The following is a 19,814-nucleotide window of genomic DNA, read 5'->3' on the forward strand; positions in this document are numbered from 1 at the left end:
CCCCCAGGGGAAAAAGCGAACCTTGCACGGTTTCCACTCCGCCGTCGCACCCCCGGCGCGCGTGATCCCCCACCCAGACAGACCCGGAGACCCTGGGACGCCATGCAGATTCGACATCTTCCGTACGCCGACCCAGGGGTCCCCGACGTCCGCTCGGGCACCCGGTTCCTGCTCTGGCTCGGCCGCAACCAGCTCGGCGGACAGGTGAAGGCCCTGCTGTGGGGACTGCTCCTCCAGCTGGGCATCGCCGGGCTGCCGCTCGGCGTCGGCGTCGCCGTCCAGGCGGTCGTGGACCACGACGGCGGACGGCTCGCCCTCGCCGCGGGACTGCTCGTGGGCTGCGGGCTCGCCATCGCGGTCGGCGACACGATGCTCCACCGCGTCGCCGTCACCAACTGGATCACCGCCGCCGCGCGGGTCCAGCAGCTCCTCTCCCGCAAGACCGCCGAGCTCGGCTCGGTCCTGACCCGGCGGGTCGCCGCGGGCGAGGTCGTCTCCGTGTCCACGGGCGACGTCGAGAAGATCGGCTGGTTCGTCGAGGCGCTCTCCCGGTTCGCCGCCGCCGCCGTCTCGCTGCTGATCGTCTGCGTGGCCCTCGTCGTCTACCAGCCCGCCCTGGGCGTCGTGGTCGCCGTCGGCGTGCCCGTCCTCGCCCTCGCCGTGCTGCCGCTCCTCCCCCGCGCGACGCGCCGGGCCGACGTCCAGCGCGAGAAGGCGGGCAAGGCCACCGAGCTGGCCTCCGACACCGTCGCCGGACTCCGCGTCCTGCGCGGCATCGGCGGCGAGGAGCTGTTCCTCGGCCGCTATCGCGCCGCCTCCCAGGAGGTCCGCAGGGCCGCCGTGCACAGCGCGCGGATGTGGGCGCTGATCGCCGCGATCCAGGTGCTCCTGCCCGGCGTCCTGCTCATCGTCGTCGTGGCGTACGGCGCGCGGCTCGCGCTCGACGGGCGGATCACGGTCGGCGAACTCGTCACCGTCTACGGCGCCGTGGCCCTCACCCATCACCCGATGCGGAACTTCGAGGAGATCGCGATGGCGTTCTCCTTCTCCCGGCCGTCGGCGAAGCGGGCCGCCCGGGTCCTCTCCCTGACCCGCACCACGACCACCACCGACACCGCGGGTGCGGAGCGCGCGGCGACCGGCGACCTGTACGACCCGGTGACCGGGCTCGTCGCCCCGGCCGGGCGGTTCACCGCCGTCGTCTGCGGCGACCCCGACCTGGCCGGCCGGCTCGCGGACCGGCTCGGCGGGCACCCGGCGGAGCGGGACAAGGGGCACACCTCGGTCCTGCTCGGCGGGGTCCCGCTGGACGAGCTGCCGCTGGCGGCCGCCCGTACGGCCGTCCTCGTCCAGGACAAGGACCCTGTGCTGCTCTCGGGCACCCTCGGGGAGCTCCTGGACGTCCCCTCCTCGGGCGCGGTCCGGGCCGAGGACGCGCTCGCCGCGGCCCAGTGCGGGGACGTCCTGGACGCGCTCGCACAGGCCTCCGTCGACACCGGCGGAGACCCGATGCGGACGCGGATCACCGAGCGGGGCCGGTCGCTCTCCGGCGGCCAGCGCCAGCGGCTCGCGCTCGCCCGCTCCCTGGTGACCGACCCGGAGGTGCTCGTCCTGGACGAGCCGACCTCGGCGGTCGACTCGCACACGGAGTCCCGGGTGGCCGACGGGATCGCCCGGCTGCGCGCGGGCGGGACCACCGTGGTCCTCGCCTCCTCGCCGCTGCTCCTGGACCGCGCCGACCGCGTCGTCCTGGTCCACGACGGGCAGGCGGTCGCCGTCGGCACCCATCGTGAACTGCTCGCGAAGGAACCCCGCTACCGCGCGGTCGTCACCCGCGAGACGGACGAGGAGCTCGCCGCGGCGGCCGGTCGCCTCGACGACATCGACACGGACGAACTCGAAGCACTGGAAGGGGAAACGGCATGATCGGCCTGGCGCCACCGGAGTACGACCCGGCGGCCCCCACGACGGCGACGACGCTGCCCGTCGCGGCCGGCCCGACCGTACGGATCTACGTACGGGAGCTGCTGCGCCGGCACCGCCGGGCGTTCGCGCTGCTGATCGGGGTGAACGCGGTCGCCGTGATCGCCTCGATGGCCGGACCGTACCTCCTCGGCTCGGTGGTCGACGAGCTGAGCGCCGGGGCCCGTGACCTCCATCTGGAGCGGACGGTGGCGCTGTTCGCGGTCGCCCTGCTCGTCCAGACGGTCTTCGTGCGGCTCGTCCGGCTGCGCGGGGCGATGCTCGGCGAGGAGATGCTCGCCGATCTGCGCGAGGACTTCCTCGTCCGCTCCGTCGGCCTGCCGCCCGGCGTCCTCGAACGGGCCGGGACCGGCGACCTGCTGTCCCGTATCACCACGGACATCGACCGGCTCGCCAACGCCATGCGCGAGGCCGTGCCCCAGCTGGCCATCGGCGTCGTCTGGGTGGGACTGCTGCTCGGCGGGCTCGCGGTGACCGCGCCGCCGCTCGCGCTCGCGGCGCTGCTCGCCGCGCCGGTGCTCGTCGTGGGCTGCCGCTGGTACTTCAAGCGGGCGCCGTCCGCGTACCGCTCGGAGTCCGCGGGGTACGCGGCGGTGGCCGCCGCGCTGGCCGAGACGGTCGACGCGGGGCGCACCGTCGAGTCGCACCGCCTCGGCGCGCGGCGCGTGGCCCTCTCCGACCGGCGCATCACCGAGTGGGTCGCGTGGGAGAGGTACACGCTGTTCCTGCGGTCGGTGCTCTTCCCGGTCGTCACGCTCACACACACCACGGTGCTGTGCGGTGTCCTCCTCCTCGGCGGGGTCTTCGTCTTCCAGGGCTGGATCGACGTGGGCCAGCTGACGACGGGCGCGCTGCTCGCCCAGATGCTGGTGGACCCGATCGGGATCGTGCTCCGCTGGTACGACGAGCTCCAGGTCGCGCAGGTCTCGCTGGGCCGGCTGGTCGGCGTCCGGGACATCGAACCGGCCCCGGGCGACCACGAGGTGCGGCCGGACGGTCGGGCGGTCCACGCGGACGAGGTCCGGTTCGGTTACCGCGAGGGCGTCGACGTGCTGCACGAGGTGTCCCTGAAGGTGGCGCCGGGCACCCGGCTCGCCCTCGTGGGCCCGTCCGGCGCGGGGAAGTCCACGCTCGGCCGGCTGCTCGCGGGCATCTACGCCCCGAGGGCGGGTTCGGTCACCCTCGGCGCCGCCGAGCTGGCGCGGATGCCGGCCGAGCGGGTCCGCGAGCACGTGGCCCTGGTCAATCAGGAGCACCACGTCTTCGTCGGCTCGCTCCGTGACAACCTGCTGCTCGCCCGGACCGGCGCCGCCGACGAGGACCTGTGGGAGGCCCTGGCCGCGGTGGACGCGGACGGCTGGGCCCGGGGCCTCGACGAGGGCCTGGACACGGAGGTCGGCTCGGGCGGCCGTTCGCTGACCCCGGCGCAGGCGCAGCAGGTGGCGCTGGCCCGGCTCGTCCTCGCGGACCCGCACACGCTGGTCCTGGACGAGGCGACCTCGCTCCTCGACCCGAGGGCGGCCCGGCACCTGGAGCGCTCCCTCGCCCGGGTCCTCGACGGGCGCACGGTCGTGGCCATCGCGCACCGCCTGCACACCGCGCACGACGCCGACCTGATCGCGGTGGTCGAGGCCGGCCGGATCAGCGAGCTGGGCAGCCACGACGAACTGGTGGCGGCGGACGGCGCGTACGCGGCACTGTGGCGGTCCTGGCACGGCTGACCGCCACGAGCCGTCACGGCCCCCGCCGCGAGGGAGCAGGGTGCCCGGGCGGCGGGGGTCCGGCGGCTCAGTAGCCGACGGTGAACCGGCGCTGGACGTGACGGGGCAGTTCCGCCTCGTCGACCAGGGCCACGGCCGCATCCTCCGCGGAGACACGGCTGCGGCCCTCGGCGTCCCGGACCGGCTGGTCCTCGCCGAGCCGGAAGCGGCCGGTGCGCTCACCGGGCGCGATGTCCTCGGCGGGGCTGAAGTAGGTCCAGCGACGGTTGGAGGTGCGCAGCACGTTCAGGGCGTCCCGGTGGCCGCGTACCGCCGCCGCGTAGGCGCGGGGCAGACCGACGGAGTCGAGCGTCTCGTGGAGCCTGTCCTCGGCGTCCGCGAGTACCAGTCCCGGCTCGATCTCCAGGCTGCCGGCACCGCCGACGACGATGAGCCGGGTCCTGGGGTGGGTCTCCAACGCCTTGAGCAGGGCGCGGGCGGCGGTGGCGTAGACGGTGGCGTCGGCGACGGAGCGCCGCACGGTGTCGGCGAGGTCCAGGGCGGCGTTGCCCGGCTGGAAGGCGCTGATCAGGACGTCGAGCCCGGGCAGGACGGCCGCGATGCCGGCGGGGTCGAGGACGTCGAGGCTCGCCCAGGTGATGTTCTCGCGGGTCTCGCCGGCCGCCGCCTCGGTGGTGTCGCGGCCGAAGGCACTGATGTGGTGCCCGCGTTCGAGGGCCTCCGTGACGACCCGGCTGCCGATGGTGCCGGTGGCTCCGATGACTCCGATGCGCATGACTCTCCCCTGTGTTCGCGTCCACGGCTGTGTTCGCGTCCACGACGCCTGACGTGACGCCGTGCGGAAACTATACGCCGTGAAGTTCACGGCGTGCAGTTTCGATACGGCCCTCGGTCAGAGGGTAGGGTTGCCGGATGACCGGGACTTCGGAAGCACGGACAGGAACGCGACCGGCCGCGCGGGGACGCCGTGAGCGGCTACGGGCCGAGACGACCGCCGAGATCAAGGACACGGCCCTGCGGCTGATGGCCTCCGGCGGGCCCGACGCGATCACCCTGCGGGCCATCGCCCGCGAGATGGGCATGACGGCGAACGCGATCTACGGCTACTTCCCCACGCGCGACGACCTGGTCACCACGCTCATCGACGACGTGTACTCCGCGCTGGCCGACGCCGTGGACGCGGCCTGGGCGAACGCCCCCGCCGAGGACCCGGCCGCCCGGATCCTGGCCTGGTCCCACGCCTTCCGCGGCTGGGCCCTGGCCAACCCCGAGGGCTTCCGGCTCGTCTACGGCGACCCCGTCCCCGGCTACGTGGCCCCCGAGGGCGGCCCGGCACCGGACGCGGCCCGCCGGGTGTGCACCGGCCTCGCCGGGCTCGCCGCGGCGGCCTGGCCGTACGCCGAACCCCTCTACCGGGACTCCGCGTTCACCTGGTCCGACTTCGACGCCGGACTCCTCGACAAGGTGCGGCCGACCTTCCCCGGGCTGCCGCCGGCCGCCGTCGCGCTGGCCCTGCGCCTCTGGGGACGCCTGCACGGCCTGGTGACCCTGGAGGTGTACGGGCACCTGCGGCGCCAGACCGCGAGCCCGGACAAGCTCTTCCAGGAGGAACTGGCCCAGCTCGTAGGGACGCTGGGCGTCCCCGTCCCCCCGACCCCCTAGAGGAAGCCGAGCGCCGAGGCTCCGCCGACGCCGCCGAGGACCATGAAGGCGGGCATGAGGACCTTGAGCTCGACCCAGCTGCCGGCCCGGAAGCGCATCCCCTTGGGCGGGCCGATCGGGTACCAGCGCTTGCGGCCCACCGGGATGGGCCAGAGGATCGGGCAGCCCGAGACCGTCAGGGCGTCGCCGATGTCGTGGACGAGGGCGCCCAGGACGATCGGCAGGCCGAGCCAGAGGTACTCCTGACCGGGGCCGGTGAAGAACCAGTCCGCGCCGTTGCCGGGCTTGTCGAGGACGCCCGCGAGGATCCAGGCGCTGGTGGCGCCGAGCAGCCAGACCAGGACGTCGCTGGACATCCGGGCGGCCCGCCACAGCAGCCCTTCCACGGCGAGGACCAGGTGGACGAAGAGGATGGCGAGGACCGCCCACCGGCCCCCGGTGACCGCCGCCGCGGAGGCACCCCCACCGATCAGGACCGCCCAGAGCCAGGTGTGGGTGAGCGTCCGGTGTCCGCCGGACCTGCGGGGGTCGGCGGAGGAGCGGGTGGCCTTGTAGACGGCGTACGAGAGCTTGTCGACGATCTCGCAGAGGAGCTTGGAGACCGGACCGAAGGCACGGGAGATCGTCGCCGACTTGTGGTCGAGGTCGGGGGCGAGGGCGGCGCCGGCGCAGATGAGGGCGCCGACGAGGAGGACCGGCCACGGCATGGGGTGGTCGAAGGCGGCGGCGGCCGCTCCGACGCCCAGCCAGGCCGCCGCTCCGGACAGTGAGTGCGCCGGTCCCATCATGGTCGCTGCCGCCCCGTTTCTCGCGCGCCGGCGCTCAGTTGACGACCGGTCGACGGACGAGCCTACCGTCCGTGATCAAGAAGGCCTCCGGCCGGTTGCCTCATCCGAACGGAATCCAGGCAAGATGGGGGCGTGACCCTTATCGATCGCCTTCCGCCGACAGCCGACCCCGACGCCCTCTTCGAGGCCTTCTCCTCCTGGGCCGAGGACCGGGGCATCACGCTCTACCCGGCCCAGGAGGAGGCGCTGATCGAGGTGGTGTCCGGGGCGAACGTGATCCTGTCCACCCCCACCGGCTCGGGCAAGTCGCTGGTCGCGGCGGCGGCGCACTTCACGGCCCTCGCGAACGACCAGGTCACCTTCTACACGGCGCCGATCAAGGCGCTGGTGTCGGAGAAGTTCTTCGACCTGTGCAAGATCTTCGGCACGGAGAACGTGGGCATGCTCACCGGCGACGCCTCCGTGAACGCGGACGCGCCGGTCATCTGCTGTACCGCCGAGGTGCTCGCCTCGATCGCGCTGCGCGACGGCAAGTACGCGGACATCGGCCAGGTCGTCATGGACGAGTTCCACTTCTACGCGGAGGCGGACCGCGGCTGGGCCTGGCAGATCCCGATCCTCGAACTGCCGCAGGCGCAGTTCGTCCTCATGTCGGCGACGCTCGGCGACGTGTCGATGTTCGAGAAGGACCTGACGCGGCGGACCGGACGGCCGACCTCGGTGGTCCGCTCGGCGACGCGGCCGGTGCCCCTCTCGTACGAGTACGAGCTGACGCCGATCACGGACACCCTGACGGAGCTCCTGGAGACCAGGCAGGCCCCGGTCTACATCGTCCACTTCACGCAGGCCCAGGCCGTCGAGCGGGCCCAGTCGCTCATGAGCATCAACATGTGCACGCGCGAGGAGAAGGACAAGATCGCCGAGCTGATCGGCAACTTCCGCTTCACCACCAAGTTCGGGCAGAACCTCTCGCGGTACGTCCGCCACGGCATCGGCGTGCACCACGCGGGCATGCTGCCCAAGTACCGGCGGCTCGTCGAGAAGCTGGCCCAGGCCGGTCTGCTGAAGGTGATCTGCGGGACGGACACGCTGGGCGTCGGCGTCAACGTGCCCATCCGCACGGTGCTGTTCACGGCGTTGACGAAGTACGACGGCAACCGGGTGCGCACCCTCCGGGCCCGTGAGTTCCACCAGATCGCGGGCCGGGCCGGCCGGGCCGGCTTCGACACGGCCGGCTACGTCGTCGCGCAGGCGCCCGAGCACGTCATCGAGAACGAGAAGGCGCTCGCGAAGGCCGGCGACGACCCGAAGAAGCGCCGCAAGGTCGTCCGCAAGAAGGCCCCGGAGGGCTTCGTCGCCTGGAGCGACACCACCTTCGAGAAGCTGATCGGCTCCGAGCCGGAGCCGCTGACCTCCCGCTTCAAGGTCACCAACATCATGCTGCTCTCGGTGATCGCCCGGCCGGGCAACGCCTTCGAGGCGATGCGCAAGCTCCTGGAGGACAACCACGAGCCGCGCAAGGCGCAGCTGCGGCACATCCGCCGGGCCATCGCGATCTACCGCTCGCTGCTCGACGGCGGTGTGGTGGAGCAGCTGGACACCCCGGACGCCGAGGGCCGCACGATCCGGCTGACGGTCGACCTCCAGCAGGACTTCGCGCTGAACCAGCCGCTGTCGACGTTCGCGCTCGCGGCCTTCGACCTGCTGGACCCGGAGTCCCCCTCGTACGCGCTCGACATGGTGTCGGTCGTCGAGTCGACGCTCGACGACCCCCGCCAGATCCTGGCCGCGATGCAGAACAAGGCGCGCGGCGAGGCCGTCGGGCAGATGAAGCGCGACGGCGTCGAGTACGAGGAGCGGATGGAGCGGCTCCAGGAGATCTCGTACCCGAAGCCGCTGGAGGAGCTGCTCTGGCACGCGTACGACGTCTACCGGAAGTCCCACCCGTGGGTCGGCGACCACCCGGTCTCGCCGAAGTCGGTCATCCGTGACATGTACGAACGCGCCATGACGTTCACGGAGTTCACGTCCTGGTACGAGCTGGCGCGGACCGAGGGCATCGTCCTGCGCTACCTCGCGAGCGCGTACAAGGCGCTCGACCACACCATCCCGGACGACCTGAAGACGGAGGACCTGGAGGACCTGATCGCCTGGCTGGGCGAGATGGTGCGGCAGGTGGACTCCTCGCTGCTCGACGAGTGGGAGCAGCTGGCCAACCCGGAGGTGCAGACGGCCGAGGAGGCCCAGGAGAAGGCCGACCAGGTCAAGCCGGTCACGGCGAACGCCCGCGCCTTCCGGGTCCTCGTGCGCAACGCGATGTTCCGCCGGGTGGAGCTGGCGGCGCTCGACAACGTGGACGCGCTGGGCGAGCTGGACGCGGAGTCCGGCTGGGACGCGGACGCGTGGGGCGAGGCGATGGACGCGTACTGGGACGAGCACGACGACCTCGGTACGGGCCCGGACGCGCGCGGCCCGAAGCTCCTGGCCATCGAGGAGGACCCGGCGCACGGCCTGTGGCGCGTCCGCCAGACCTTCGCCGACCCGAACGGCGACCATGACTGGGGCATCAGCGCGGAGGTGGATCTCGCGGCCTCCGACGAGGAGGGCCGCGCGGTCGTCCGCGTGACGTCCGTCGGACAGCTGTAGAGGAGAGGGCTGACGTGAGCAATCCCGCCGAGAGGCTCGTCGATCTGCTCGACCTGGAGCAGATCGAGGTCAACATCTTCCGCGGGCGGAGCCCGCAGGAGTCGCTGCAGCGGGTCTTCGGCGGGCAGGTCGCCGGCCAGGCCCTCGTGGCGGCCGGCCGCACCACCGAGGGCGACCGGCCGGTGCACTCGCTGCACTCCTACTTCCTGCGGCCGGGCCGGCCCGGCGTGCCGATCGTCTACCAGGTGGAGCGGGTCCGGGACGGGCGGTCGTTCACGACCCGCCGGGTCACGGCCGTGCAGGAGGGCCGGACGATCTTCAATCTGACGGCCTCCTTCCACAAGCCGGAGAAGGGCGCGTTCGAGCACCAGCTGCCGCCGCGGCACCTGACCGACCCGGAGAGCCTTCCGGACCTCGCCGACGAGATCCGCGAACACCTCGGCGCGCTGCCGGAGGCCCTCGAACGCATGGCCCGGCGGCAGCCCTTCCAGATCCGGTACGTGGACCGGCTGCGCTGGACCCGGGACGAGGTCAAGGGCGCGGACCCGCGCTCGGCGGTGTGGATGCGGGCCGTGGGGCCGCTGGGCGACGACCCGCTGGTGCACACCTGCGCGCTGACGTACGCCTCGGACATGACGCTCCTGGACGCCGTCCGGATCCCCGTGGAGCCCCTGTGGGGACCGCGCGGGTTCGACATGGCGTCGCTGGACCACGCGATGTGGTTCCACCGTCCGTTCCGCGCCGACGAGTGGTTCCTGTACGACCAGGAGTCCCCGATCGCGACGGGCGGCCGGGGACTCGCGCGGGGCCGGATCTACGACCGCGAGGGGCGCCTCCTCGTGTCCGTGGTCCAGGAGGGCCTGTTCCGCGAACTGTGAGGGGCGCCCCGGGGCGGTCACTCGTACTCCGTGCCGCCCTTGCGGGTCAGGTAGGCCGGGCTGACCGCCTTGGCGATGGCCCGGCCGCCGACGACCGGGCTGTACCGCTCGGTGGCCGGGCGGATGACGACGCCCTCCCTCAGGTGCGCCTCGCGCCCGGAGACGGTCTCGCGGCCGGTGGCGTGCGCGAGGACGGTGTCCAGGTCGTACGGGCCGCTGTAGAGGCTGGGGACGAGCGGCACCTCGCCGGGGTCGAGGACCTCGGCGGGGGTCAGCCAGTGGACCTGGCCGTCGATCTCGGCCGACACGTCGAAGAGCGCGTAGCCGACGGTGCCGGAGCGGGCGTCGGAGCCGTAGGTGAGGTCCTGCACCCCGGCGCCGTAGACCTCGCCGAAGAGCCCCACACGGCGGGCGCCGAGGCGGGCGGCGAGCCGCTCCGCGAGGGCGGGCAGTCCGTGCGCGTGGACGGCGCGCCAGTAGAGGTTGCGGGGGTCCTCCTGGAGGGCGAGGCCCTTCGCCCCGTATCCCTTGGAACTGACCTGGACGCGTCCCTCCTCGGCGTGCCAGGTCAGCAGGCAGGCCGTGCCGTGGAGCTTCTCCGTCAGGACGACGGGCTCGCCGGGCTCGAAGATGTCCGGGTAGCGCTGGAGGTTCTCCATGTCGACCCAGGGCAGCAGGTCGGGTGCCGCCTCGACGTCGCCGTTCATGGTGGTCGGGACCGGTGGGACCCACTTGGTGATGCCGAGCGCCTCCGCGAAGTCGGTCCGCTCGGCGGCGGCGCGCTCCAGGTCGGTGCCGGCGAGGGCGCCGGGGCGGCACACGATGCCCTGCGACAGTTCGCCTCGCAGTCGTACGGCCCTGACCCGGTCGGAGTCCTTCCCGGCCAGGCGGCCGGTCAGCCCGAGCTCGTCGACGAGGGCGGCGGGCAGGACCGCCTGCTCCGGTATGTAGAGGGCCGTGTCGCCGGTCCGGTAGGCACCCTTGGCGACGACGGCGCGGTAGAGGCCGACCTGGGCGAGTTCCAGGGCGTCGGCGTTGGGGTGGGGGTGGACGGTCAGGACTTCGGCGGTGACGCGCAGGGTCGACATGTCAGGACTCCGGTGGCTCGGGTTTCGATCTCATCGGTGATCACTGTGCCGACGCGAATTTCCCTGGGCCATCGTTTTCCCGCCTGCTACCCTCGCCGGGTTCCGGAGCCCGCGGCCACCGACCCCTAGGTCCTGTCGTCAAACTCCCGTCGTCCGCCCGAAGGGCGGGCCCTGCGGCGGCAGGTGCGTGCTCGCCGCAGGGCAGGCGGGAGTTTGACGACAGGGCCTAGGCGTCTTCGATGCCCGGGAGGGTGTCCTGGACGACCTCGTGGCGGCGCGAGCGGATGTCGGGGCCCGGCGGGTGCAGTTTGGCGTCGCAGGTCGGGCCGAGGCCCGTGCGGCGGGAGTCCGTGCCGGTCAGGGGGCGGCCGCAGAGCCGGCAGCACACCCTGCGGGGTTCTTCCCCGGTCGCGGAATCGATCGCGATCGCCAGTCGTTCTTCACCCATACCGAGATCAAACCCCATTTCGACCAGGAGCGGTCCATGACCCTGTACGACATCCCCCTGAAGACCCTGAGCGGGGAGGCCGTCTCCCTCGCCGACTACCGGGACCGCGCGGTCCTCGTCGTGAACGTGGCCTCGAAGTGCGGTCTGACCCCGCAGTACGCGGGTCTGGAGCGGCTGCAGAAGGAGTACGGGGAGCGCGGCTTCACCGTGCTCGGCGTGCCGTGCAACCAGTTCGCGGGCCAGGAGCCGGGCAGCGCGGACGAGATCCAGACCTTCTGCTCGGCGACGTACGGGGTGTCCTTCCCGCTCCTTGAGAAGACGGACGTGAACGGCGAGGGCCGCCACCCGCTCTACAAGGAGCTGACCAAGGTCGCCGACGCCGAGGGCGAGGCCGGTGACGTGCAGTGGAACTTCGAGAAGTTCCTCGTCGGCAAGGACGGCGGGGTCACCCGCTTCCGTCCGCGCACCGAGCCGGAGGCCGCGGAGGTCCTCGCCGCGATCGAGGCGCAGCTCGTCTGAGGCACAGCTCGTCCGAGGCGGGGCCCGTTCGAGGCGCAGCCCGTACGAGGCGGGTCGTGGCCCCCGGACGCCGTCGGTGACGGTGTCCGGGGGCTCGGTCGTCCGGGGCGGCTCAGGTGGTGCGGGGGCGGAGCCGGCAGCGGGCCGGGCCCGTCGCCTGGAGGGTGATCGCCGGGGCGACCGGGACCTCGGTGTCGACGGCCTCGAACTCGTACTTCTGCAGGAGCATGGCCAGGGCGATCACGGACTCCAGCATCGAGAAGTGCTGGCCGATGCAGGCGCGCGGACCGCCGCCGAAGGGGAACCAGGCGTACCGGGGGCGGGCGGCCTCCGCCTCGGGGGTGAAGCGGTCGGGGTCGAAGCGCTCCGGGTCCTCCCAGTAGGCGGGGTGCCGGTGGGTGACCCAGGGGAGGACGACGACGTCCGCGCCGGCCGGGACGGTGACGCCGTCGATCTCGGTGGCGGCGACGGCGCGGCGGCCGATGGCGGGCGCGGCCGGGAAGAGCCGCATGGCCTCCTTGAGGACCTGGGTGACGTACGGCAGGGAGTCCAGGTCGGCCGCGCCGGGGGTGCGTCCCGCGAGCACCCGGTCGACCTCCTCGTGCGCCCGCTTCTGGACCTCCGGGTGCAGTCCGAGGAGGTGGAGGGCGAAGCCGAGGGAGGTCGCGGTGGTCTCGTGGCCGGCGACGAGGAAGACGAGGACCTGCTCGCGGAGCTCGGTGGCGCTGAAGCTGCCGTCCTCGGCGCTCTCGGCCTCGGCGAGGAGGGTGAGGAGGTCCTGGCCGTCGCCGGGGGCACGGCCGGACGCCCGGCGGTCGGCGATGATCCGGTCGCAGACCTCGTACAGCGCCTGGTGGACGGCGGCGGCCCGGCGGTTGCCGGGGGTGGGCCAGTCGCGGGGGGTCTTGAGCGGCGAGTAGCCGCGGCGGAGGACGTAGGCGCCGACCTCGGGGAAGCAGCGCTCGACGACCTCGACGGCCGCGTCGACGTCGCCGCCGAAGAGGATGCGGGCGACGGCGCGCAGGGCGAGCCGGGTCATCTCCTGGAGGACGTCGACGGTGAAGGCGGTGCCCTCCTGCCACTCCTCGGTGAGACCGGTGACCTCGGCGGCGACGGCGGCGGCGTAGCCGTCGACGCGGCGCCTGGTGAAGAGGGGCTGGACGAGCCGGCGCTGGCGCAGGTAGTCCTCGTCCTGGCTGGTGAGCAGGCCGTTGCCGAAGGACTCGCGGATCTCCTGGTAGAAGGCGTTGTCCTTGCGGAAGTTGGCCGACTCGCCGGCGAGGACCTGCTGTACGCCCTCGGCGGAGAAGACGCCGTAGACGGTGGCGCGCATCCCGGGCGGTCCGGCGGTGATGCGGACGACGTCGCCGTGGTCGCGGCGGGCGCGCAGGAAGGTCCCCAGCGAGTCGTTCTTGAGGTCGAGCATGGAGCCGAGAAGCGGACTTCCCGCGAGTTCGGGCGCTTCGGCCCGCTTGGTGGTGGCCACGATCGGTTCCCCCTTGGTCGTCACCGGCGGGGCGATTCTCCCCCAGGGGGGTGATCCACCGGAAGAGCGGGACGAACACCCTTCCGCACGGGGCGGCTTGGTCCGTCCCGGGCGATTGTCAGTGGGGTCTGCGAGGCTCGTCCCATGGACCGACCCGAGCTCACGCTGCAGCTGACGATCGACTGCGCGGACCCCCAGCGACTCGTGCCCTTCTGGCTGGAGGCCCTGCGGTACGTCCCCGACCCGCCGCCCGCCGGACACGCCTCCTGGCGGGAGTACTGGCGGGCGATCGGCGTGCCCGAGGAGGAGCTGGAGGGGGACGCCGGGGAGCTGCCCGAGTCCATCGTGGACCCGAAGGGCGTGGGCCCCCGCGTGTGGTTCCAGCGGGTCCCCGAGCCGAAGACCGTCAAGAACCGCGTCCACCTCGACCTCAAGGTCGGCGGCGGCCGTGAGGTCCCGCTCGCGGTGCGCCGGGAGCGGGTGGACGGCGAGGTGGCCCGGCTGACGGCCCTGGGGGCGACGATCCTGTACGCGATGGACGAGCCGAACGGCATGGACTACTACGCGGTGGTGCTCCAGGACCCGGAGGGCAACGAGTTCTGCCTCGTGTGAGACGTCCGGGGGCGGGGTGTCCCGTGCCCGCCCCCGGCGCCGGCTACTTCGCGAGCGCGCGGCTGATGACCATCCGCTGGATCTCGCTCGTGCCCTCGAAGATCGTGTAGATGGCGGCGTCGCGGTGCATCCGCTCCACCGGGTACTCCCGGGTGTAGCCGTTGCCGCCGAGGATCTGGATGGCCTGGCCGGTGACCTGCTTGGCGACCTCGCTCGCGTACAGCTTGGACATGGAGCCCTCGGCCGAGGTGAAGGGCTTGCCGGCGGTGGCCATCCAGGAGGCGCGCCAGACGAGGAGCCGGGCCGCGTCGATCTGGGTGCGCATGTCGGCGAGCTGGAAGGCGACGCCCTGGTTCTCGATGATGGGGCGGCCGAACTGCACCCGGGTCTTCGCGTAGTCGAGGGCGACCTCGTACGCGGCGCGGGCGGTGCCGACGGCCATGGCGCCGACCGCCGGGCGGGAGGCCTCGAAGGTGGCCATGGCGGCGTTCTTCACGCTCGCGCCGCCGCCCGCCTTCGCCTTCTCGCGGGCCCGGGCGAGGCGCTCGTCGAGCTTGTCCTTGCCGCCGAGGAGGCAGTGGCCGGGGATGCGGACGTCCTCCAGGACGACCTCGGCGGTGTGGGAGGCGCGGATGCCGTGCTTCTGGAACTTCTGGCCCTGGGAAAGGCCGGGGGTGTTCGGCGGGACGATGAAGGAGGCGTGGCCGCGGGAGCCGAGCTCGGCGTCCACGACGGCGACGACGACGTGGACGTTGGCGATGCCGCCGTTGGTCGCCCAGGTCTTGGTGCCGTTGAGGACCCACTCGTCCTTGGCCTCGTCGTACACGGCCCGGGTGCGCATGGCGGCGACGTCGGAGCCGGCGTCGGGCTCGGAGGAGCAGAAGGCGGCGACCTTCACGTCGTTCGCGTCGCCGTACATCTGCGGGACCCAGGTGCCGATCTGCTCCTCGGTGCCGTTGGCGAGGACGCCGACGGCGGCGAGGCCGGTGCCGACGATGGAGAGGGCTATGCCCGCGTCGCCCCAGAAGAGCTCCTCCATGGTCATGGGGACGCCGAGGCCGGTCGGGTCGAAGAACTGCTGGGCGTAGAAGTCGAGGGAGTAGATTCCGAGCTTGGCGGCTTCCTGGATGATCGGCCAGGGGGTCTCCTCACGCTCGTCCCACTCGGCCGCGGCCGGACGCATCACATCGGCGGCGAAGCCGTGAAGCCAGTCGCGGACCTGCTTCTGGTCGTCGTTGAGTTCGAGCGTGAACTCGGCCATAGTTCCCTCCCAGCAGTACGTTACTTGCGGTAACAGCAGTCTGTTACCGGCGGGTACGGGCTGTCAACCTGCGGCGGAGCACTTCGGGCCGCCCGGCACGGGGTGCCGGGCGGGTGTTACGTTGCGACAGCCTCACGGAATCGCACGGGCGGGGAGACACGCTTATGGACATCACACACCGGACCACCGACCAGCAGAAGCCCGCGGAACAGCGACGGCGCGAACTGCTGGAGGCGGCGGACCGGGTGGTGCTCCGGGACGGCCCCAAGGCGTCCATGAACGCCATCGCGGCGGAGGCCGGCATCACCAAGCCGATCCTCTACCGGCACTTCGGCGACAAGGGCGGCCTCTACCGCGCCCTCGCCACCCGCCACACGGACGCCCTGCTCTCGGCTCTCCGGACGGCGCTCGACGCCCCCGCCGACCGGCGCCGGCGCGTCGAGTCCACCCTCGACACCTACCTCGCCTCGATCGAGGCGATGCCCCAGGTCTACCGCTTCCTCATGCACCCGGCGGAGGAGTCGACCCAGTCCGAGCAGGGCTTCGACGTCGGCCGCCACTCGGCCCCGCTGCTGCGCCGCATGGGCGAGGAGCTCGGCCAGGTCATCGCCGAGCGCGTCGACCTGGGACCCGCCGCCGAGGCCCAGGCCCGCATCTGGGGCCACGGCATCGTCGGCATGATGCACGCGGCCGGCGACTGGTGGCTCGGCGAGCGCCCCTGCTCCCGCGCCGAGCTGGTGAGCAGCCTGGCCGACCTGCTGTGGGGCCGGCTCGCGCTGGCCGACGACCTCCCCGGCGGACCGGGGTTCTGACCGGACGCTCAGCCCTCCAGCACGGACGCGCCGCCGCCCCACGGCTGCTTGCGGATCGTGCGCAGCAGACGTGACTTACGCCACCCCGTGACGTGGTCGGCGTAGACCCCGCCCCTCAGGTGGTCCGTCTCGTGCTGGAGGCAGCGGGCGAAGAACCCGGTGCCCTCGATCCGTACCGGAGTGCCGTCCAGCCGGACGCCCTCCACCACGGCGCGGTCGAAACGGGGGGTCGGCGCCTCCAGGCCCGGCAGGGAGAGACACCCCTCGGGGCCCCGGACGATGTCGCCGTCGGCCTCGACCAGCGTCGGATTCACCACATGGCCCAGGTGGCGCGTGTCCTCGTCGTCGGGGCAGTCATAGACGAAGACCCGCAGGCCCACACCGACCTGGTTCGCCGCCAGACCCACGCCGTTCGCCGCGTACATCGTGGCGAACATGTCCTCGACGAGCCGGGCGAGTTCGGGGCCGAAGTCGGTGACGGGTTCGCAGGGCGTGTGCAGTACGGGGTCGCCGAGCAGAGTCATCGCTCGGACGAGGCCGGAACTGCCGGGGATGGGACGGTTTCGCATGGCCGTAAGGGTACGGTCCGCCGTGACCAGGCCGTTTCGCACGGTCTCCGGTGGTGCCGCTGTTCGGGCTGCTGGCCTGATCTCGATAGGCTGAGCCCGGACCGACGCAAGGAGGAACAAGAACGATGTCAGGACACCCCGGTAATCCAGAGCCGCTGTCGCCGCGTGCCAAGCTGGCCGTGACGGCGGGCAGGGCCGCGGCCGCGGTGTCGCGGGCGGCGGGGCGCGGCAGCGGATCGGTGATCGGCGGCAAGGTCGCGTTGAAGCTCGACCCGGACCTCCTCGGCCGGCTCGCGCAGCATCTGGACGTCGTCCTGGTGTCGGCGACCAACGGCAAGACGACGACGACCCGGCTGATCGCGGAGGCGCTCCGCGCCGCCGGCCCCGTGGTCTCGAACGCCCTCGGCGCCAACATGCCCGCGGGCATCACCTCGGCGCTGGCCGGCGGCTCGGACTCCAAGTACGGCGTCATCGAGGTCGACGAGAAGTACCTCGCCGGCGTCGCCCGCGACACCACGCCCAAGGTCATCGCGCTGCTCAACCTCTCGCGCGACCAGCTCGACCGCGCCGCCGAGACCCGCATGCTCGCCGAGAAGTGGCGCGAGGGACTCAACGGCACGAAGGCCGTCGTCGTCGCCAACGCCGACGACCCGCTCATCGTGTGGGCCGCCTCCTCCTCCCCGAACGTGGTGTGGGTGGCGGCCGGCCAGGAGTGGAAGGACGACGCCTGGTCGTGCCCCGCCTGCGGCGGTGTGATGCAGCGTCCGGGCGACGACTGGTTCTGCGGTGAGTGCGGCTTCCGCCGTCCCGCCCCGAGCTGGGCGCTCAACGGCGACCACGTGCTCGACCCGCACGGCTCGGCCTGGCCGATCCGGCTGCAGCTGCCCGGCCGCGCCAACAAGGCGAACGCCGCCACCTCGGCCGCCGTCGCCGCCGTCTTCGGCGTGCCCCCGCAGGTCGCCCTGGAGCGCATGTACCAGGTGCAGGCCGTCGCGGGACGTTACGACGTCGTCTCGTTCCAGGGCCGCGAGCTGCGACTGCTGCTCGCGAAGAACCCCGCCGGCTGGCTGGAGACCTTCTCCCTGATCGACGGGCCGCCCGCCCCGGTGATCCTCTCCGTCAACGCGCGCGGCGCCGACGGCACGGACACCTCCTGGCTGTGGGACGTGGACTACGGGCGGCTCGCCGGCCACCCGATCATGGTGATCGGCGACCGTCGGCTGGACCTCGCGGTCCGCCTGGAGGTCGCGGGTGTGGACTTCCGCGTCTGCGAGACGCTCGACGAGGCCGTCTCGATGGCCCCGCCCGGGCAGATCGAGCTGATCGCCAACTACACCGCCTTCCAGGACGTCCGCCGCCGCGTCGGCAACTGACCCGTAGAGGACTTGCAGCATGAGTGACAGCAGCCTGCGCCTGGTCTGGGTCTACCCGGACCTGCTCAGCACCTACGGCGACCAGGGCAACGTCCTCGTCGTCGAGCGCCGCGCCCTCCAGCGCGGACTCAACGTCGAGCGCGTGGACGTCCGCAGCGACCAGCCGATCCCGACCTCGGGCGACATCTATCTGATCGGCGGCGGCGAGGACCGCCCGCAGCGGCTCGCCGCCGAGCGGCTCCTCCGGGACGGCGGTCTGCCCCGGGCCGCGGCCAACGGCGCGATCATCTTCTCGGTCTGCGCCGGCTACCAGATCCTGGGCCACGAGTTCATCAACGACGTCGGTGAGCGCCAGCCCGGCCTCGGCCTGCTCGACGTGATCACGACCCGTGGCGAGGGCGCTCGGTGCGTCGGCGACGTCCTCGCGGACATCGACCCGCGCCTCGGGCTGCCCCAGCTCACCGGGTTCGAGAACCACCAGGGCATCACCCACCTCGGCCCGACGGCCCGGCCGTTCGCCCGGACCGTCTTCGGCAACGGCAACGGGACCGGCGACGGCACCGAGGGCGCGTACAACGACACCGTCTTCGGTACGTACATGCACGGCCCCGTCATGGCCCGGAACCCGCAGATCGCGGACCTGCTCCTGAAGCTGGCCCTCGATGTGAACGCGCTGCCGCCGACCGACGACCGGTGGTACGAGGCGCTGCGCGCCGAGCGCATCGCGTCGGCCACGCAGCCCGCCTGACGCCCGCTCACGGGCTCGTAGGAAACTACGGTGTCCACTGTGCGGACATCCGTTTCGGCCCCGCCACCCAGCACCGATAGGGTGGCGGGGATCCAGCCGGACGACGTGGTCCGGGAGTCGGCCCACGTTGCAAAGGTTTTTGGGCTATGCGCATTGGTGTGCTCACCTCCGGCGGAGACTGCCCCGGTCTGAATGCCGTCATCCGTTCCGTCGTGCACCGCGCCGTCGTCGACCACGGTGACGAGGTCATCGGCTTCCACGACGGGTGGAAGGGCCTGCTGGAGTGCGACTACCGCAAGCTCGACCTCGACGCGGTGGGCGGCATACTCGCCCGCGGCGGCACCATCCTCGGCTCCTCCCGGGTCCAGCCCGCGCACCTGGTCGGCGGCGTCGAGCGCGCCCGCGGCCACGTCGCCGACCTGGGCCTCGACGCCATCATCCCGATCGGCGGCGAGGGCACCCTGAAGGCGGCCAACCTCCTCTCCGAGGCGGGCCTGCCGATCGTCGGGGTCCCCAAGACCATCGACAACGACATCGCGTCCACCGACGTCACCTTCGGCTTCGACACGGCCGTCACCGTCGCCACCGAGGCGCTCGACCGGCTGAAGACGACCGCCGAGTCGCACCAGCGGGTCCTCGTCGTCGAGGTCATGGGCCGCCACACCGGGTGGATCGCGCTGCACTCCGGCATGGCCGCCGGCGCGCACGCCGTCGTCGTCCCGGAGCGCCCCTTCGACATCGACGAGCTGACCGCCCGCGTCGGCGAGCGGTTCGAGGCCGGCAAGCGGTTCGCGATCGTGGTCGTCGCCGAGGGCGCGAAGCCGCGCGAGGGCTCGATGGACTTCAAGTCCGCGGGCAAGGACATCTACGGCCACGAGCGGTTCACCGGGATAGCCAACCAGCTCTCCGTCGAGCTGGAGCGGCGCCTCGGCAAGGAGGCCCGCCCGGTCATCCTCGGCCACGTCCAGCGCGGCGGCACCCCGACCGCGTACGACCGCGTCCTCGCCACCCGCTTCGGCTGGCACGCGGTGGAGGCGGCGCACCGCGGCGAGTTCGGCATGCTGACCGCGCTGCGCGGCACGGACATCGTCATGGTCCCGCTGGCGCAGGCCGTCGAGTCCCTCAAGACGGTCCCCGAGGACCGCTACGACGAGGCCGAGTGCGTGCTCTGACGACGCCCTGAGCCCAGAACCGCCCCCGGTCGCGATCGCGGCCGGGGG

At 72.5% G+C, this 19,814-nt stretch carries 18 protein-coding genes; 11 read left to right on the forward strand and 7 right to left on the reverse strand.

Annotated features, from left to right (window positions below; translation table 11 throughout):
• The first annotated feature begins 102 nt into the window (after window positions 1-102).
• Together ACF08F_RS21975 and ACF08F_RS21980 are read left to right on the forward strand one after the other, a co-directional pair.
• A complete protein-coding gene (locus ACF08F_RS21975) occupies window positions 103-1,926 on the forward strand; it encodes an ABC transporter transmembrane domain-containing protein (RefSeq protein ID WP_392300206.1) in 1,824 nt (607 codons plus the stop codon).
• Window positions 1,923-3,704, forward strand: a complete 1,782-nt coding sequence (locus ACF08F_RS21980) for an ABC transporter ATP-binding protein (protein WP_392300207.1) — start codon at window positions 1,923-1,925, stop codon at window positions 3,702-3,704. The genes ACF08F_RS21975 and ACF08F_RS21980 overlap by 4 nt, the downstream gene beginning before the upstream one ends.
• Before the next feature lie 67 nt (window positions 3,705-3,771).
• Here the strand turns inward: ACF08F_RS21980 and ACF08F_RS21985 are convergent, their stop codons facing one another.
• A complete protein-coding gene (locus tag ACF08F_RS21985; RefSeq protein ID WP_392300208.1) occupies window positions 3,772-4,479 on the reverse strand; it encodes an NAD(P)-dependent oxidoreductase in 708 nt (235 codons plus the stop codon).
• A 137-nt stretch (window positions 4,480-4,616) separates the two neighbouring features.
• Between ACF08F_RS21985 and ACF08F_RS21990 the strand changes: the two genes are divergently transcribed.
• Entirely contained in the window at window positions 4,617-5,366 is a 750-nt protein-coding gene (locus ACF08F_RS21990) for a TetR/AcrR family transcriptional regulator (protein WP_392300209.1), read from the forward strand.
• On the opposite strand, the gene ACF08F_RS21995 is transcribed toward ACF08F_RS21990, so the two are convergent.
• Window positions 5,363-6,154, reverse strand: a complete 792-nt coding sequence (locus tag ACF08F_RS21995; RefSeq protein ID WP_392300210.1) for a metal-dependent hydrolase — start codon at window positions 6,152-6,154, stop codon at window positions 5,363-5,365. The genes ACF08F_RS21990 and ACF08F_RS21995 overlap by 4 nt on opposite strands.
• 132 nt (window positions 6,155-6,286) lie before the next feature.
• Here ACF08F_RS21995 and ACF08F_RS22000 point away from each other — a divergent pair, with 132 nt between their 5' ends.
• A complete protein-coding gene (locus ACF08F_RS22000; protein ID WP_392300211.1) occupies window positions 6,287-8,800 on the forward strand; it encodes a DEAD/DEAH box helicase in 2,514 nt (837 codons plus the stop codon).
• Window positions 8,801-8,814: 14 nt separating this feature from the next.
• The gene (locus tag ACF08F_RS22005) at window positions 8,815-9,678 is read left to right on the forward strand and encodes an acyl-CoA thioesterase (RefSeq protein ID WP_392300212.1); all 864 of its coding nucleotides are present in this window, start codon (window positions 8,815-8,817) and stop codon (window positions 9,676-9,678) included.
• A 17-nt stretch (window positions 9,679-9,695) separates the two neighbouring features.
• Here ACF08F_RS22005 and ACF08F_RS22010 read toward each other — a convergent pair whose 3' ends face one another.
• Window positions 9,696-10,766 carry an RNA ligase (ATP) gene (locus ACF08F_RS22010; protein ID WP_392300213.1) on the reverse strand — a complete coding sequence of 357 codons (1,071 nt, stop codon included), beginning with the start codon at window positions 10,764-10,766 and terminating at the stop codon, window positions 9,696-9,698.
• Between the two features lie 226 nt (window positions 10,767-10,992).
• Window positions 10,993-11,214 carry a DUF6011 domain-containing protein gene (locus ACF08F_RS22015; RefSeq protein WP_392300214.1) on the reverse strand — a complete coding sequence of 74 codons (222 nt, stop codon included), beginning with the start codon at window positions 11,212-11,214 and terminating at the stop codon, window positions 10,993-10,995.
• A gap of 36 nt (window positions 11,215-11,250) precedes the next feature.
• Here ACF08F_RS22015 and ACF08F_RS22020 point away from each other — a divergent pair, with 36 nt between their 5' ends.
• Window positions 11,251-11,733, forward strand: a complete 483-nt coding sequence (locus ACF08F_RS22020; RefSeq protein WP_392300215.1) for a glutathione peroxidase — start codon at window positions 11,251-11,253, stop codon at window positions 11,731-11,733.
• A 112-nt stretch (window positions 11,734-11,845) separates the two neighbouring features.
• On the opposite strand, the gene ACF08F_RS22025 is transcribed toward ACF08F_RS22020, so the two are convergent.
• On the reverse strand, window positions 11,846-13,222 hold the full coding sequence (locus ACF08F_RS22025) for a cytochrome P450 (protein ID WP_392300391.1): 1,377 nt from the start codon (window positions 13,220-13,222) through the stop codon (window positions 11,846-11,848).
• Between the two features lie 141 nt (window positions 13,223-13,363).
• Between ACF08F_RS22025 and ACF08F_RS22030 the strand changes: the two genes are divergently transcribed.
• Window positions 13,364-13,831, forward strand: a complete 468-nt coding sequence (locus ACF08F_RS22030; protein ID WP_392300216.1) for a VOC family protein — start codon at window positions 13,364-13,366, stop codon at window positions 13,829-13,831.
• A 43-nt stretch (window positions 13,832-13,874) separates the two neighbouring features.
• On the opposite strand, the gene ACF08F_RS22035 is transcribed toward ACF08F_RS22030, so the two are convergent.
• On the reverse strand, window positions 13,875-15,092 hold the full coding sequence (locus ACF08F_RS22035; RefSeq protein WP_392300217.1) for an acyl-CoA dehydrogenase family protein: 1,218 nt from the start codon (window positions 15,090-15,092) through the stop codon (window positions 13,875-13,877).
• 164 nt (window positions 15,093-15,256) lie between these two features.
• Between ACF08F_RS22035 and ACF08F_RS22040 the strand changes: the two genes are divergently transcribed.
• Window positions 15,257-15,904: a TetR family transcriptional regulator gene (locus ACF08F_RS22040; RefSeq protein WP_392300218.1), complete on the forward strand. Its 648-nt coding sequence runs from the start codon at window positions 15,257-15,259 to the stop codon at window positions 15,902-15,904.
• 8 nt (window positions 15,905-15,912) lie between these two features.
• On the opposite strand, the gene def is transcribed toward ACF08F_RS22040, so the two are convergent.
• A complete protein-coding gene (gene def, locus ACF08F_RS22045) occupies window positions 15,913-16,473 on the reverse strand; it encodes a peptide deformylase (RefSeq protein ID WP_392300219.1) in 561 nt (186 codons plus the stop codon).
• 125 nt (window positions 16,474-16,598) lie between these two features.
• Between def and ACF08F_RS22050 the strand changes: the two genes are divergently transcribed.
• From ACF08F_RS22050 to ACF08F_RS22060, 3 genes are all read left to right on the forward strand, one after another.
• Window positions 16,599-17,846: a MurT ligase domain-containing protein gene (locus ACF08F_RS22050; protein WP_392300220.1), complete on the forward strand. Its 1,248-nt coding sequence runs from the start codon at window positions 16,599-16,601 to the stop codon at window positions 17,844-17,846.
• Between the two features lie 19 nt (window positions 17,847-17,865).
• Entirely contained in the window at window positions 17,866-18,594 is a 729-nt protein-coding gene (locus ACF08F_RS22055) for a type 1 glutamine amidotransferase (RefSeq protein WP_392300221.1), read from the forward strand.
• 146 nt (window positions 18,595-18,740) lie between these two features.
• Window positions 18,741-19,766 (forward strand): 6-phosphofructokinase, encoded by a 1,026-nt coding sequence (locus tag ACF08F_RS22060; RefSeq protein WP_392300222.1) that lies wholly within the window; start codon window positions 18,741-18,743, stop codon window positions 19,764-19,766.
• Window positions 19,767-19,814 lie beyond the last annotated feature (48 nt).

This window comes from Streptomyces sp. NPDC015130, from assembly GCF_043080005.1.
Classification (GTDB): domain Bacteria; phylum Actinomycetota; class Actinomycetes; order Streptomycetales; family Streptomycetaceae; genus Streptomyces.